The 15,136-nt window shown below is 69.4% G+C and carries 14 protein-coding genes and 1 pseudogene; 9 read left to right on the top strand and 6 right to left on the bottom strand.

All coding sequences use genetic code 11. From position 1 onward, the window contains the following. Positions 1-201: 201 nt before the first annotated feature. Both FV217_RS19485 and FV217_RS23035 read right to left on the bottom strand, forming a co-directional pair. Positions 202-924, bottom strand: a complete 723-nt coding sequence (locus FV217_RS19485) for an SDR family oxidoreductase (RefSeq protein ID WP_147819030.1) — start codon at positions 922-924, stop codon at positions 202-204. A gap of 501 nt (positions 925-1,425) precedes the next feature. Then, positions 1,426-1,584 (bottom strand): hypothetical protein, encoded by a 159-nt coding sequence (locus tag FV217_RS23035; protein ID WP_187272643.1) that lies wholly within the window; start codon positions 1,582-1,584, stop codon positions 1,426-1,428. A gap of 271 nt (positions 1,585-1,855) precedes the next feature. Between FV217_RS23035 and FV217_RS19490 the strand changes: the two genes are divergently transcribed. Continuing rightward, entirely contained in the window at positions 1,856-2,260 is a 405-nt protein-coding gene (locus tag FV217_RS19490) for a PRC-barrel domain-containing protein (RefSeq protein ID WP_147819009.1), read from the top strand. A 243-nt stretch (positions 2,261-2,503) separates the two neighbouring features. On the opposite strand, the gene pdxH is transcribed toward FV217_RS19490, so the two are convergent. Continuing rightward, positions 2,504-3,130 (bottom strand): pyridoxamine 5'-phosphate oxidase, encoded by a 627-nt coding sequence (gene pdxH, locus FV217_RS19495; protein WP_147819011.1) that lies wholly within the window; start codon positions 3,128-3,130, stop codon positions 2,504-2,506. Between the two features lie 92 nt (positions 3,131-3,222). On the opposite strand from pdxH, the gene FV217_RS19500 reads away from it, so the two are divergent. The 3 genes from FV217_RS19500 to fabI all read left to right on the top strand — a co-directional run bounded on the left by FV217_RS19500 (position 3,223) and on the right by fabI (position 5,666). Then, a complete protein-coding gene (locus tag FV217_RS19500; protein ID WP_147819012.1) occupies positions 3,223-3,705 on the top strand; it encodes an RT0821/Lpp0805 family surface protein in 483 nt (160 codons plus the stop codon). 97 nt (positions 3,706-3,802) lie between these two features. Then, entirely contained in the window at positions 3,803-4,729 is a 927-nt protein-coding gene (locus FV217_RS19505; RefSeq protein WP_147819014.1) for a DnaJ C-terminal domain-containing protein, read from the top strand. A gap of 115 nt (positions 4,730-4,844) precedes the next feature. After that, entirely contained in the window at positions 4,845-5,666 is an 822-nt protein-coding gene (gene fabI / locus FV217_RS19510) for an enoyl-ACP reductase FabI (RefSeq protein ID WP_147819016.1), read from the top strand. Between the two features lie 52 nt (positions 5,667-5,718). Here fabI and FV217_RS19515 read toward each other — a convergent pair whose 3' ends face one another. Both FV217_RS19515 and FV217_RS19520 read right to left on the bottom strand, forming a co-directional pair. Then, on the bottom strand, positions 5,719-6,873 hold the full coding sequence (locus FV217_RS19515; RefSeq protein ID WP_147819018.1) for an AAA family ATPase: 1,155 nt from the start codon (positions 6,871-6,873) through the stop codon (positions 5,719-5,721). Between the two features lie 22 nt (positions 6,874-6,895). Further along, positions 6,896-7,783 carry a polyphosphate kinase 2 family protein gene (locus tag FV217_RS19520; protein ID WP_147819020.1) on the bottom strand — a complete coding sequence of 296 codons (888 nt, stop codon included), beginning with the start codon at positions 7,781-7,783 and terminating at the stop codon, positions 6,896-6,898. Between the two features lie 100 nt (positions 7,784-7,883). On the opposite strand from FV217_RS19520, the gene FV217_RS19525 reads away from it, so the two are divergent. The 4 genes from FV217_RS19525 (at position 7,884) to FV217_RS19540 (ending at position 13,897) form a co-directional block, all read left to right on the top strand. Then, entirely contained in the window at positions 7,884-8,480 is a 597-nt protein-coding gene (locus tag FV217_RS19525) for a histidine phosphatase family protein (RefSeq protein ID WP_147819022.1), read from the top strand. A 293-nt stretch (positions 8,481-8,773) separates the two neighbouring features. Next, positions 8,774-12,862, top strand: coding sequence for a Pls/PosA family non-ribosomal peptide synthetase (locus FV217_RS19530; RefSeq protein ID WP_147819024.1), 4,089 nt, complete (start codon positions 8,774-8,776; stop codon positions 12,860-12,862). Positions 12,863-12,965: 103 nt separating this feature from the next. Continuing rightward, complete coding sequence (locus FV217_RS19535; protein WP_147819026.1) at positions 12,966-13,385, top strand: VOC family protein; 420 nt, start codon at positions 12,966-12,968, stop codon at positions 13,383-13,385. Between the two features lie 38 nt (positions 13,386-13,423). Then, complete coding sequence (locus tag FV217_RS19540) at positions 13,424-13,897, top strand: SRPBCC family protein (protein WP_147819028.1); 474 nt, start codon at positions 13,424-13,426, stop codon at positions 13,895-13,897. A gap of 148 nt (positions 13,898-14,045) precedes the next feature. On the opposite strand, the gene FV217_RS19545 is transcribed toward FV217_RS19540, so the two are convergent. Next, positions 14,046-14,699: an alpha/beta hydrolase gene (locus tag FV217_RS19545; protein WP_147080905.1), complete on the bottom strand. Its 654-nt coding sequence runs from the start codon at positions 14,697-14,699 to the stop codon at positions 14,046-14,048. Positions 14,700-14,989: 290 nt separating this feature from the next. Here FV217_RS19545 and FV217_RS23505 point away from each other — a divergent pair. Beyond that, positions 14,990-15,136 (top strand): annotated as a pseudogene (locus tag FV217_RS23505) (cysteine desulfurase); the annotation flags it as partial.

A 15,136-nucleotide genomic window follows, 5' to 3' on the forward strand; every position in this document is an offset into this window, starting at 1 on the left:
TCGCGACCCCGCCCGCCGTCTCGGCGGCTGCGGCCGGACCGGCCAGCGCAAGCAGCAGGGCGGCGAGGAGGCCCGCGCGTCCGCCGTCCCTGCGAGCCGAAGGCGAAGCAAACGAGGGCCGCAGGCGCGGAGTCGGCGACGCAACCCCGGATTGCCTCGCTACGCGCGCGATGAGGGGAAGAGAGCCGAGCGACCGCACCCTCAAACGTGCTGCCCGCCGTTGATGTGCAGTTCCGCCCCGTTCACGTAGGACGAGGCCTCGGTGCAGAGGAAGTAGATCGCCTTGGCGACCTCGTCCGGCGTGCCGAGGCGGCGCTGCGGAATCTTCTTCACGATCTCGTCGGTGCCCGGCGACAGGATCGAGGTGTCGATCTCGCCGGGCGAGATCGCGTTCACGCGTACGCCGAGCGGTCCGAAATCCTCGGCCATCTCACGGGTCAGGCCGGCCAAAGCCGATTTCGAGGTGCCGTAGGCGGCGCCCGCGAAGGGGTGGACGCGTGAACCGGCGATCGAGGTGACGTTGACGATGGAGCCCTTGGCCCGGGCCAGCTCCTCGCGCATGCCCTGGGCCAGTAGCATCGGGGCGAAGAAGTTGACCTGAAACACCCGCGCCCAGGTGGTGTAGTCGGTGCCGAGGGCACCGAGGCGCTGGCCCTCGGGCCCCTTCGGCGAAATGCCGGCATTGTTGACGAGGGCGTGCAGCATGCCGCCCTCCGCCTCGAGCCGTCCCGCGACCTCGCGCACGCCGCGGATCGTGTCCTCGGCATCGGCGAGGTCGACCTGGAGATGGTCCTCGGGACCCATTTCCCATGGGCAGTTCTCGGGGAAAGGGTGGCGCGAGCAGGTGATGACGCGCCAGCCCGCGGCGGAAAAGCGCTTCACGGTGGCGTGGCCGATCCCACGGCTCGCGCCGGTGAGCAGCATGACGCGCCGACGATCGTTGGACTGGGCCAAGGCCGCTCCTTCAGTCCCGGCACGCGAACCGCCAAGGCCGCGGCGCCCGCACGGACGGCAACAGGTCTATGACGCGCGAGACCGGAAATCCAGCACCCTACCGCGTTGCAGCGATCGGTAGGGATGAGGATTGGAACGGGTGGAGAGAGCAGGGCCGGGCCCGAGGGCGATGGATCGTGAAACGCCTTGGGTTCACGATCCATCGCCACCCTTCCCGGACGCATGCAGCCAAGCGGAATGCGATCCGGGATCCAGCGGGAAAACAGCCGCGTAGCGGCTCCGAGTCCCGAATGCGCTCAGAGATGAGGACGCTTAGCGAGTCTTGCGCTGGATCCCGGATCGCATTCCGCTGACGCTCCATGCGTCCGGGAAAAGGAGCGGATAGGCTATCGGCCCTGCAGCCCGCACTGCAGGCGCTCCGAAAAGCCGCCGCGCCGACGGCGTCGGCGCGGCGGCTTTCGTGCAGAGCGGCTACGGCTTCGGCGCGTCCGGCTTCGGCGCATCGGGCGAGGCCGGCGGCGGGGTCGTCGGCGCGGTGCTCACGGGCGGCGGCGGGGGAGCCTTCTTCTCGTCCTTGCATCCGGCGAGGGCAAAGACCCCGATCAGCGGCAACAGGTAGCGGATTTTCACGACGCACCTCCTCATTCCGAGACGAGAGGAACGTTCTGCCGGCCGAAACGGTTCGGTGCCAGGTTGCCGGCGGCTCCGCCCCCATATCTCCGCGTCCATGTCCGCCCCAATGGGCCGACGCTCGGCACGGCGTTCGAGCGCCGGCAACAGATCCGGCTACCGCTGCAGCGGCCATGTTAAAAAGATTCACATTCTGGCGCGGCCGACGGAACGAACGGCCGGACATAGCCATTTCCAGCCGCCCATCGGGTCTCAAGGAGACACACAGACAATGCGCCGTATCGCCCTCGCCGCCCTGGCCGCGACCCTGCTCGCCTCGCCCGTCCTCGCCGAGAGCGCCAAGCCCGTCGCGCCCCCCGCGGCCGTGAAGTTCGCCCCCGTGCCGCCGGAGGCCGTCCTCAGCTACAACCTGATCGGCCTCAACGTCGTCGACGGCACCAACAGCAACGTCGGCGAGATCAAGGATCTCACCATCGAGCATGGCAAGCTGTCGGGCTTCATCCTGTCGGTCGGCGGCTTCCTCGGCCTGGGCGAGCGCTACGTCTCAGTCGATCCGACCTCGGTCGGCCTGACCTACGACGAGAGCGCCAAGAAGTGGGTCGCCTCGATCAACGCGACCAAGGAGGCCCTGAAGGCTGCGCCGGAGTTCAAGTACGAAGGCAAGTTCAAGCACTGAGCTTTCGGCCGGCCGGGAGAGCGTTCTGCGCTCTCCCGGCTTCTCGGGCTTCGCTCCGAACCCGTCTCTCATCTTTGCGAATGTAGCGAAGCGATCCAGACCGTTTCCGGTCGATTCCTTCAATTTGCCACGCTCCCTTCCCTGGACGGGTGGAGCGTCAACGGAACCCGATCCGGGGTCCGGCATGACGGCGTCGCGAAGCGTCGAAACGTCCGTGCCGTTCAAATCCAGCCGCTGCCGCGATCAGGGATACAGCCGCGACCGGCTCCAGCCCGCGCCGTCCCGCGAAAACCGCACGCGGTCGTGCAGGCGGAAATCGCCGTTCTGCCAGAACTCCATCTGCACGGGATCGATGCGGAAGCCCGTCCAGTTCTCCGGCCGCGGGATCGGGCCGTCGTCGTAGCGTTCCGACAGGGCCGCGACTTCGGCCATCAGCGTCGGCCGGTCGGCGAGCGGGCGCGACTGCCGGCTGGCGATGGCGCCGATGCGGCTGTCGCGGTGGCGGCTGGCGAAGTAGGCGTCGGCCTCCTCCGGCGTCACCGGCGCGATCGGGCCGCGGGCGCGGATCTGCCGGCGCAGAGATTTCCAGTGAAGCACCACCGCCGCCTGTGGATTGCGGGCAAGCTGGCCGCCCTTCGCGGATTCCACGTTGGTGTAGAAGACGAGCCCGCGCGGGTCGGCGCCCTTCAGGAGCACCATGCGCACGTCGGGCAGGCCGTCGGCGTCGGCAGTGGCGAGCGCCATGGCGTTGGCGTCCTCGGGTTCCGCGGCCGTGGCTTCAGTCATCCAGGCGGAAAACAGCGGCCAGGGATCTCGCGCAAGCGTGAAGTCCGCAGGCACCCCAAGCTCATCGTCTCTTAACGGATCCACGGTCTACTCCCTCGCAGTGACATCCGTGTCGGGGGGGTACCGGCGTGGAGCACCGACACGTCGGTCACGTATGTCTCGCGAGTTCAGGTGTAATGCGTTTTCGCGACTGTAAAGCCCTCAACGGGCCGACGCCGGGTGCGCTCGTCGTCGCGGGCCTGATCCTGTCGGGGCTCTGCGCCTGCAGCGGGCCGATCCTGTCGTTCGGGGTCGACGCCAAGCCGGAGCTGCCGCACGAGCCGACCAGCACCGGCAGCATCGCCAAGCCGCCGACCAGCTTCGGCAAGGATCTCGGCGAGGAGGATTGGCGGCGGGCGCATGCCGCGCTCTCCGTCGCCCTCGATCCGCAGGGCAACGGCAAGCCGGTGAAGTGGGACAACCCCGAGACCGCCATGCGCGGCTCGGTGAACCCCACCGGCCTGCCCTACGTCTCCAACGACGAGATCTGCCGCGATTTCCTCGCCTCCGTGGTGGCACCCGCCACGAGCCGCTTCGTGCGCGGCACCGGCTGCAAGCCCTCGGGCGGCGGCTGGGCGCTGAAGCGTCTCAAGGCGGCGCCCAAACCGGCGGCGACCTGATCGCCGCCGTTGCGGTTGGGCAACGACATTCCCACGTTGAAGGGCTGATCACGAGGTCGTATCCGTACGGCCGGATTTCTCTTGGAAACGACCCCGGATGCGGAACCCCTACGACGTGCTCGGCGTGCCGAAGGGCGCGAGCGAGGCGGAGGTCAAGAAGGCCTTCCGCAAGCTCGCCAAGGCCTATCACCCCGACAGCAACAAGGACCCGAAGGCCAAGGAGCGCTTCGCCGAGGCGAACACCGCCTACGAGGTGCTGGGCGACAAGGACAAGCGCGGCCAGTTCGACCGCGGCGAGATCGACGGCGACGGAAAGCCGCGCGCCACCGGCTTCGAGGGGTTCTCGGGCTTCGGCGGCGGCCGCGGCGGTCCCGGCGGCTTCGACTTCGAGAACGCGCAGCGCGGCCGCGGCCCGGCCGGCGGCATGGGCGAGGACATCTTCTCCACGCTGTTCGGCGAGGCGTTCCGCGCAGGCGGCGCCGGGCCTGGTCCGGGACGCGGGCCGGCGCGCGGCGAGGATGTCGCGGCGGAGCTCTCCGTCACCCTGGAGCAGGTGGCGAGCGACGAGAAGCTGCGCCTGACCCTGCCGGGCGGGCGCGGCGTCGACGTGATGATCCCCAAGGGCGTGGTCGACGGCCAGACCATCCGGCTGCGCGGCCTCGGCGGCGGGGGCGGCCCGCGCTCGGAGCCGGGCGACGCGCTCCTCACCATCCGGATCAAGCCGCACGACCGCTTCAAGGCGGAGGGCGCGGACCTGCGCGTCACCGTCGACCTCGCGCTGGAAGATGCCGTGCTCGGCGGGGCGCTGCGCGTGCCGACGCTCACCGGCGCGGTCGAGATGAAGATTCCCGCCATGACGAGTTCCGGCCGTTCCTTCCGGTTGCGCGGAAAGGGCCTGCCGAAGAAGGACGGCGCGCGGGGCGACCTCATCGCCACCACCGCCATCGTCCTGCCGGCCGACGCGGACGCGGCTTTGGCCGATTACGCGCGGCAGCGGCGCGAGGCGAAGGCCGGCACGGCCTGAGCCGACACCCTGTGGCTGCACGAGGCTTTCCCCTGGCTTAGGCCTCCGCTAAGGATGCCGGCCGCATGGTCGACCCTCGGGTCGGGCGGCGGTGCGGACCTCATCAGGGTGGAACATGTCGGACGGAACCGGTTTGCTGGCAGGCAAGAACGGGCTGGTGCTCGGGGTGGCCAACAACCGCTCGATCGCCTGGGGCATCGCGAAGAGCGCAGCCGCGCACGGTGCCAAGCTCGCCTTCACCTACCAGGGTGACGCGCTGAAGAAGCGCGTCGAGCCGCTGGCGAAGGAGCTGGATGCCCACGTCGTCGGCCATTGCGACGTCACCGACCCGGCCTCGATCGACGCGGTCTTCGCGCGTACCGCCGAGGTCTTTCCCGAGGGCATCGACTTCGTCGTCCACTGCATCGCCTTCTCCGACAAGGACGAGCTGACCGGGCGCTACGTCGAGACCTCGGAGGCGAACTTCACCAAGTCGCTGCTGATCTCCTGCTACTCGTTCACGGCGATCGCCCAGCGCGCCGAGAAGCTGATGCCGAACGGCGGCTCGCTGCTCACGCTGACCTATTACGGCGCCGAGAAGTGGATGCCGCACTACAACGTGATGGGCGTCGCCAAGGCCGCGCTCGAAGCGTCGGTGCGCTACCTCGCCGCCGACCTCGGCCCCTCGAAGATCCGCGTCAACGCGATCTCGGCCGGCCCGATCAAGACGCTCGCCGCCTCCGGCATCGGCGATTTCCGCTACATCCTGAAGTGGAACGAGTACAACGCGCCGCTGCGCCGAACCGTCACCATCGACGAGGTCGGCGAGACGGCGGCCTATCTCGTCTCCGACATGTCCCGCGGCATGACCGGCGAGATTCTTCACGTGGATGCCGGCTATCACGTGGTGGGCATGAAGAACCCCGACGCGCCGGATCTGGCGCTCGACAGGGACTGATTCCTTTTGGGTTCGGATGCGCGGCTTCGCTGCGCATCCGGGATGTGCCCAATCAGTCCTCTTCGTCCTCCGAAAAATCCCCGGCGAGCCGCAGCCCCTCGATCCAGGTCGCGCCGTCGCGCTTGACCACGATGCGGGGCCGGACCCCGCCGAGCTCGGCGATGGCCTGCGCCAGCCGCTCGGAATGGGTGACGAGCCAGACCTGCGTGCGCTCGGACGCACGCACGATCATCCGCGCCAGCGGCTCCATCAGGTCCGGGTGCAGGCTGGTCTCCGGCTCGTTCAGCGCGATGAAGGGCGGCAGCCGGTAGGCGAGCAGCGCTCCGGCGAGCGCGAGATAGCGCAGCGTGCCGTCCGACAGTTCAGAGGCCGCGAAGACCCGCTTCGGATAGTCTGAAAAGATCAGGCCGAAGCTGGCGTCGCGGTCGGGCGGCGGGATGACGAGGCGCGCGCCGGGGAAAGCGTGGTCGACCGCTTCGTCGAGATCGGCCGTGTCCTGCCGGATATGCTTCAACGTCGCGAACACCGCGGCGAGGTCCGAGCCGTCGGAGGCCAGCGTCGGCGTCGTCACCGCGAGGCAAGGCCGGCGCAGGGCCGAGGCGGCGTCGGTGCGGAAGTCGTGGTGGAAGCGCCAGGCGGCCATGGCCTGGCGCACGATCGCGATCTCGGGGAAGCGCATCGCGTCCTGCAGGGCGCCGAGCGCGGTCTCGGTGGCGAGCAGCGAGCTGCCGAACGGCCGTTTCCGGCCGTCCTCGTCGCGCACGAAGCCGGACGGGCCGTCCCGGCTCAGCGCAACCACCGGGCGCAGGCCCGTCTGCAGCGTCAGGCGCTCCGCCTTGACCTGTGGCTCCAGCGCGAAGGCGGCGCCGTGGATCCCGTCGCCGGATTGCGGAACGAGGCCGACCGCGACTTCGTATCCGAAGGAATGCCCGATCGCGTCGTCGGCCAGGGTCGCCGACAGGTGGACGCGCGCCGGCGCGCCGACCCTGCGCCGGCCGGCCCAGAGCACCGATTCCATCCCGCCCTCGGCCGCGAGCGCCCGCGTCAGCACGCCGTCGGCGGCGGCCTGGAGTAGTTCGAGGGAGCGATAGAGATTGGTCTTGCCGGCCCCGTTGCCGCCGATGAACACCCCGAGGCCGTCCACCGGGAAACGGATCCGCTCGAGCGAGCGGTAGCCGGAGACGGCGATCTCACGGACGGCGAGCATGGACGAGCCTCCGGCGGGTCGATCAATCCGAAACCGTCAAACCCGCGATCCCCGGCTTCGGCTCCGGGAACTGCGGGTCCATCGCCTCCAGCGTGTCGGCGACGGTCCGGGCGATGGCGAGGTTGCGGTACCATTTGCGGTTGGCCGGAACGACGTGCCAGGGCGCGTAGGGCGTCGAGCAGCGCGAGAGCGCGTCGGTGAAGGCGGACTGGTAGGCGTCCCAGGACTTGCGCTCGACGAGGTCGGCCGGATCGAACTTCCAGTGCTTGTCCGGCTCGACGAGGCGCGATTCCAGGCGCTCCTTCTGCTCCTCCTTCGAGATGTGCAGGAAGAACTTGAGCACGGTGACGCCCGAGAGCGTCAGCAGCCGCTCGAAATCGTTGATCAGCCCGTAGCGCTCGCGCCAGATTTTTTCGGGTACGAGATCCTTCACCCGCACCGCCAGGACGTCCTCGTAATGGCTGCGGTTGAACACGCCGATCAGGCCGCGCCCGGGCACCTTGGCGTGGTAGCGCCAGAGAAAATCCTGATCGAGCTCCTCCGCGCTCGGCACCTTGAACGACCAGACCCGGCAGCCCTGCGGGTTCACGCCCTGGAAGACGTTGCGGATGGTGCCGTCCTTGCCGCCGGTGTCGATCGCCTGGAACACCACGAGCAGGCTGCGCCTGTGCTCGGCATAGAGCCGCTCCTGCAGCGCGCTGATGCGCGTACGCTCCGCCTTCAAGGCCTCCCCGGCCGCCTCCTTCTCGAAGCCGCCGTCCGAGGCCGGATCCACCGAGGCGAGGTCGAAGCTCCGGCCCGGCACCACCGTGACGATGCCCGGCGCGGCGCGCGGACGATCCTGCCATGGTGTCGCATCGGCGGATGCGGGGGTTGCGGCGCGGTGGCGCTTGCCGTGCTTCTTCGTCATGGGAAAAGTCGGATCCTGACAGGTTTTCGCAACGCGAAGGTTGCAGGCTATCGGAGGTGGCGGCCGAGGTCCAAGGCCGAGCCGGGCCAGAGGAGATGCGGTGAAGCCGAAATCGGCGATCTGGTTCGTGCGTCACGGCCAGACCGACTGGAATGCGCAAAGGCGCCTCCAGGGCCAGCGCGACATCGACCTCAACGCCACCGGCCTCGCGCAGGCGGCGGAGGCGGCCGCGCGCCTGCGCGCCGTCGCGGGGGAGGGGCTGAACGATGCCGCCTTCGTCGCGAGCCCGCTGGTCCGCACCCGGCACACCATGGAGATCCTGCGCCGCACGCTGGACCTGCCGCCCTCCGGCTACCGCACCGATCCGCGCCTCAGGGAGATCGGCTTCGGCGCCTGGGAAGGGTCGACCTGGGCCGAGATCCGGCGCTGGGACCCCTCCGGCGCGGCGGCCCGCGACCGCGACCGCTGGAACTACCAGCCGAAGGGGCAGGGCGCCGAGAGCTACGCCATGCTCACGGGCCGCGTCGCCGCCCTCGTCGCCGAACTCGACGGCCCGACGGTGCTCGTCGCCCATGGCGGCGTCGCCCGCGCGGTGCTGGTGGCGCTGGGCCACGTCGACAGCTACGCCGCCCCGCGGCTCGGCATCCGCCAGGGCAGCATCCTGGTGATCGAGCCGGAGGGTTGGCGCTGGGCGTGAAGCCGCGCCTTCCGACCCCGCCATTCCCCGAAACACCTTCCGCTGACGCTCCAGGCGTCCGAGACGGGGGCGGAGCCTGCGATGCCATGGTTCGGTATCCCGCATGATCCGTCCCGGCATTCAACGCCGGTTCAAGCGGCTCATGGAACCGTGCTAGGCGACCGGCACGGGGATCACGCCCCCGTGACGGCAAGATCCGGTCGCAGAATGGCCCCGCGCGCCGGCCAAGCTCTACCCGAGCCGACTTGAGACGAGAGGGCCGATCCCTGGCGGGAGCGGCAGCGAAGATTCGGATGAGCACACTCGCCGAGACGAGCCGGGGGCGGCAGGGCAGCACGCCTCCCGACGGGATCACGGGCAAGGCCGTCTTGCGCGGCGAGTCCCGGCCGGACCTGATCCGCGACGAAGTCCTGGCCGACATCTTTCGCGCCAGCGCCGAGGCGCGGCCGGGACATCCGTGCCTGATCGACGGCGCCGCGCGGGATGGGGACGGCCGCCATCCGTCGCTGACCTATGCCGAGGTCGACGCCCGCTCCGATGCGGTCGCCGCGGCCTTGGCCGATCGCGGCATCGGTCCCGGCGCGGTGGTCGGCCTCTGGATGGCGCGCGGGCCGGAACTGCTGATCGCGCAGATCGGCATCACCAAGTCCGGCGCCGCTTGGCTGCCCTTCGACGCCGAGGCCCCGGCCGACCGCGTCGGAATCTGCCTCACCGACGCAGCGGCGAAGGCGCTGATCGTCTCCGAGGCGCTGAAGGCCGGCGCGCCCGACGCAGCGCCCGTCGTCACCACCGAAGCCCTGCTGCACGACGTGCCGGAGGGTGCGCCCGCGCCGGACCTCAAGGCCCTGCGCCTGACGCCGGAGCATCCGGCCTACCTGATCTACACCTCGGGCTCGACCGGCGTGCCCAAGGGCATCGTGATCAGCCACGCCAACATCTGCCACTTCCTGCGGTCCGGAAACGCGCTCTACGGCATGCGGGCCGACGACGTGGTGTTCCAGGGCGCATCCGTCGCCTTCGATCTCTCGATGGAGGAGATCTGGGTTCCCTATCTCGTCGGCGCGAGCCTGTTCGTCGCGACGCCGACGATGATGGGCGACGTCGAGACCCTGCCCGGCATCATCGCGGAAGCCGGCGTCACGGTGCTCGACACGGTGCCGACGCTGCTCGCCATGATCACCGGCGATCTGCCCGAGGTCAGGCTGGTGCTGCTCGGCGGCGAAGCCCTGCCGGAGCCGCTGGTCGGCCGCTGGGCGGTGAACGGCCGCCAGCTCTTCAACACCTACGGCCCGACCGAGGCCACGGTGGTGGCCACCGCCGCCGAGATGCGCCCGGGCGAGCCCGTCACCATCGGCGGCCCGATCGCCAACTATTCCGTCTACGTCGCCGACGAAGCCCTGAACCTGCTCGATCCCGGCCAGCAGGGCGAGTTGCTGATCGGCGGCCCCGGCGTCGCCAAGGGCTACCTGCAGCGGCCCGAGCTGACGGCGGAAAAGTTCGTCGCCAACCCCTTCGCGACGGGGGGCATCGATCCGGTGCTCTACCGCTCGGGCGACGCGGTCTCGCTGGACGCCGAGGGACGCATCGCCTTCCACGGCCGCATCGACGACCAGGTCAAGGTGCGCGGCTTCCGGGTCGAGCTCGGCGAGATCGAGACGCGGATCCGGGCCGAGGCCGGCATCAACCAGGCCGCCGTCGTGCTGCGGGGCGACGACGGCGTCGACCGGCTCGTGGCCTTCCTGGTGCCGGACCGCGGGATCACGATCGACGCGCCGGCCCTGCGAAAATCGCTGGCCGCGCAGCTGCCGCCCTACATGGTGCCGGGCCATTTCGAGACCGTCGAGACGCTGCCGCGGCTGACCTCGGGCAAGGTCGACCGCAAGGCGCTGAAGGCCGCCCCGCTCACCGTCACGGTGGTAGCGGGCGAGCAGGAGGAGCCGAGGAACGACACCGAGGCCGCGCTCCTCGCCGCGGCGAAAAAGGCGTTCGGCGAACAGCCGATCGGCTTCGAGGCGGACTTCTTCGCCGATCTCGGCGGCCACTCGCTGCTGGCGGCCCGCTTCGTCGGCGCCGTGCGCGACACGCCGGTGCTCGCGGCCATGACCATCCGCGACGTCTACGCCCACCGCACACTCCGGGCGATGTCGGACGACCTGATCGCGCGCTTCGGCGGCGTCGGCACGGACGTCGCCGTGCGCGACCTGAGCTTCGCACCGCCGCCGCTGCTGCGCCGGGCGCTCTGCGGCCTCGCCCAGGCCATCGCGCTGCCCTTCGTGATCGCGCTGGCGACCTCGCAATGGCTCGGCATCTTCGTGACCTACCTGCTGCTCACCGGCGGCGGGCTCGGCTTCTTCGAAGAGCTCGGCGTGCTGCTCGCTGTCTATATCGGCCTCGTGCTCGGCACCGGCGCCATCGCCATCGCGGCGAAGTGGATCCTGCTGGGGCGGACCAAGCCCGGCCGCTACCCGCTCTGGGGCCAGTATTATTTCCGCTGGTGGTTGGTCTCGCGGCTGTCGCCGCTGGTCCACGTGAAGTGGCTCCAGGGCTCGCCGGCGATCGTCTGGTACCTGCGCCTGATGGGCGCCAAGATCGGCCGGGACGCGCTGATCTCGGAACTCGTCGTCGGCGCGCCCGATCTTCTCACCGTCGGCGCGGACGCGACGCTGGGCGGCCACAACGTCGTCGCCAACGCGGAAGTCGTCGGCAACGAGCTCGTCATCGGCACCGTCAGCATCGGCCGCGACGTCGTCACCGGCGCGTCCTGCGTGTTCGGACCGGACACGGTGGTGGGCGACTTCGCCCAGCTCGCCGACCTGACGACCGTGCCCGAGGGCACCGTGATCGGCGAGGCCGAGGCCTGGGACGGCTCGCCCGGCCGCAAGGTCGGCATGGTCGACGTCGCGAGCCTGCCGGAGCCGGCCTATGCCTCGCCGGCCCGCCGGTTCTGGCTCGGCGCGGCCTACCTGCTCCTCGTCACCATCGTGCCATCGGTCGGGCTGCTGCCGATCTTCCCGGCCTTCTTCGTGTTCGACCAGATCAGCGACTCGCTCTCGAACGTCACCGACATCGACTACCACTGGTACCTGCCGCTGCTCACCTGGCCGACCGCCATGCTGATGACGGCGAGTTCGGTCATGGTGATCGCGCTGATGCGCTGGGTGCTGGTGCCGCGGCTGCGCACCGAGACCTACTCGGTCCACTCGGTGTTCTACCTGCGCAAATGGACCCTGGCGCTCGCCGTCGAGGTGACGCTGGAGATGCTCTCCTCGCTCTTCGCCACGGTCTACATGCGGGCCTGGTACCGCATCATGGGCACGCGGATGGGCAAGGGCTCGGAGATCTCGACCAACCTCTCCGGCCGCTACGACATCGTCGACATCGGCCCGAACAACTTCCTGGCCGACGAGGTCATCATCGGCGAGGAGGAGATCGTCCGCGGCTGGGTCGAGACCAAGCCGGTCACGACCGGCGCGCGGGTCTTCATCGGCAACGAGGCCGTGGTGCAGCCCGGCGCGATCATCCCGGACGACGTGCTGATCGGCATCAAGTCGAAGGCGCCGTCCAACGCCGAGATGTCGCCCGGCGACACTTGGTTCGGCTCGCCGCCGATCAAGCTGCCGACACGGCAGCGGGTCGACCTCGGCGAGATCGGCAAGACCTACGAGCCCGGCATCGGGCCGAAGCTGCGGCGCGGCCTGTTCGAGGCGTTCTCGACCTCGTTCTCGCCGATGCTGTACCTGACGCTCGCGGTCTGCGGCATCGACTACTACTTCTACCCGGCCATCCTCGCCGAGAACTGGAGCGGGCTGGCGATCAGCTTCGTCGTGGTCAGCGTCGCCTTCGCCTTCATCCAGACGGCCGCGGTGATCGGGCTGAAATGGGCGCTGATGGGCACCTACAAGCCCGGCATGCGCCCGATGTGGTCGTGGTTCGCCATGCGCACCGAGGCGATCGCGGTGGCCTATTGGGGGCTCGCCGGAAAGGTGCTGCTCGAACACATGATGGGCACGCCGTTCCTGCCCTGGATGCTGCGGCTCTTCGGCGTGAAGATCGGCCAGGGCTGCTGCCTGTTCACCACCGACGTCACCGAGTTCGACTGCGTGACGATCGGCGACTACGTCACCGTCAACCGTGTCTCGGCGGCGCAGACCCATCTCTACGAGGACCGGATCATGAAGGTCGGCCGTGTCGAGATCGGCAACGGCGTCTCGATCGGCTCCTTCGCCACCGTGCTCTACGACGCCAAGGTCGGCGACTTCGCGCGGCTCCGGCCCCTCACCATCGTCATGAAGGGCGAGACGATTCCGGCACATAGCGAGTGGGAGGGCGCGCCGCCGGTGCCGGTGACGCGCGCGCCGGCCGAGGCGAAGCAGGCGGCCTGAGAGGCTCCGGCAAAAAAATCGTGAAAAGCCTGTCGGGATGGCCCTGCTTCGGTCGTCCTGGGATCGGACCGGCGAGACGGCCGAGCACGAGAGGAGCCCGACGATGAGCGACCACCCGCACGCCACGCCCCCGAAGGACATCACCAAGGGCGGCGTCGTCGCATACCTGCAGGTCGACGGCGCCCTCAAGGCGGCCGCGTTCTACGCCCGCGCCTTCGGGGCCGAGACCGCCTACGTCATCCCGCCGGACGACAAGGGCCGGACCATGCACGTCCATCTGCACATCAACGGCTCGTCGGTGATGCTCGGCGACGCCTATCCGGAATACGGCCACCCGCTCCTGCCGCCGCAGGCCTTCAACCTGACCCTGATGATCGACGACATCGCGCCGTGGTGGGACCGTGCCGTGGCCGCCGGCTGCAGCGTCGTGGTGCCGGTCGCCGACATGTTCTGGGGCGACCGCTACGGCCAGCTCCGCGACCCGTTCGGCGTGATCTGGGCGCTCAACCAGCCGCTCGGCTGAGCAGCACCGCGGCCACCTGACAGGACGGAGACATACCCATGACCGATACCGCCGACACCGCGGAACGCGACCTCGTGCTCACGCGGCTGATCGCGGCGAGCCCGGCCGCGCTCTACCGCTGCTGGACCGAGCCGGAGCTGATGAAGCAGTGGTTCACGCCCGCGCCCTGGACCACGATCCACGCCGAGACCGACGTCCGCCCCGGCGGCGCGAGCCTCGTCGTGATGCGGGGACCGGACGGCACCGAATTCCCGAATCGCGGGGTCTATCTCGAGGTCGTGCCGAACGCGCGGCTCGTCTTCACCGACGCCTACGTCTCGGCCTGGGAGCCCTCGCAGAAGCCGTTCATGACGGTGATCCTGACCTTCGAGCCCGAGGACGGCGGCACCCGCTACACCGCCCGCGCCCGCCACTGGACCGCCACCGACCGCGAGGCCCACGAAGGGATGGGTTTTCACGAGGGGTGGGGGAAGGCTGCGGATCAGCTCGCGGCTTTGGCAGCGACGCTGTAGGGGCGGGCACCAAGCCCTCCCCCCTCTGCGGGGGAGGGTGGCCCGCGAAGCGGGTCGGGAGAGGGGTGCGCCGGGTCCGGAGAGGTCGTTCCCCTCTCCCGCCTGCTCCGCAGGCACCCTCTCCCGCATAGGGGAGAGGGTTCTGGTGCTACGCCGCCTTCGCAGGCCCCAGCCGCTTGTCGAGATAGGTGTCCACCGTCTGCGTCAGCTCGTCGACCTTGCCGTCGAAGAAGTGGTTGGCGCCCTCGACCATCTGGTGCTCGATGATGACGCCCTTCTGGACCTTCACCTTCTCGATCACCGGCATGACCTCGCGGGCCGGGGCGACCCGGTCCTCGGAGCCGTGCACGAACAGGCCGGAGGAGGGGCAGGGGGCGAGGAAGGTGAAGTCGTAGCGGTTGGCCATGGCCGCGATCGAGATGAAGCCCTCGATCTCGGGGCGGCGCATCAGCAGCTGCATGCCGATCCAGGAGCCGAAGGAGACGCCGGCGATCCAGCAGGCCTTGGCCTCGGGGTTGACCGACTGGACCCAGTCGAGGGCGGACGCCGCATCCGACAACTCGCCCGAGCCGTGATCGAACGCGCCCTGGCTGCGGCCGACGCCGCGGAAGTTGAAGCGTAACGCTGCGAATCCGCGATTCGCGAACGTATAGAACATGTTGTAGACGATCTGGTTGTTCATCGTGCCCCCGAACTGGGGGTGCGGATGCAGCACGATTGCGATCGGCGCGCCCTTCTTCTTGGGCGCCTGGTAGCGGCCTTCGAGGCGACCGGCCGGACCGGTGAAGATGACTTCGGGCATGATGTCCTCGGGCGGAGCGTCCGATCGCCTCCGCTCTGCGAAAAGCCGGCGGGACCCCCGATCCGGGCGCATCTCGCAACGCCTTGACTCGGTCCGCCAGCTTCGTACAAGCGGCTTAGAATAATTCTAGGCGATTAGAAGCATTCTAAAGAAGAAGCCGCTTGAGGCGGCCCCGTCGTTGCAGGTGTTGCGTGGCAGCGCCTTAGCACGGTGACGGGGGGCGAAAGCAAGAATTTCGAGCACGGGGTTCGGCCGGCGCGACGAAATCGAGCGATCGAGAACCAGACAGGATGACCGCAGCAGCCCGCAGCTACCTCGACCACAACGCCACGTCTCCGGCTCGTCCGGAGGTGGCGGCGGCGGTCGCGCATGCGCTGGCGCTACCCGGCAACCCGTCTTCGATCCATGCCGAAGGCCGCGCCGCCCGCGCCGTGCTC

It is taken from the genome of Methylobacterium sp. WL9 (assembly GCF_008040035.1).
GTDB classification, from domain to species: domain Bacteria; phylum Pseudomonadota; class Alphaproteobacteria; order Rhizobiales; family Beijerinckiaceae; genus Methylobacterium; species Methylobacterium thuringiense.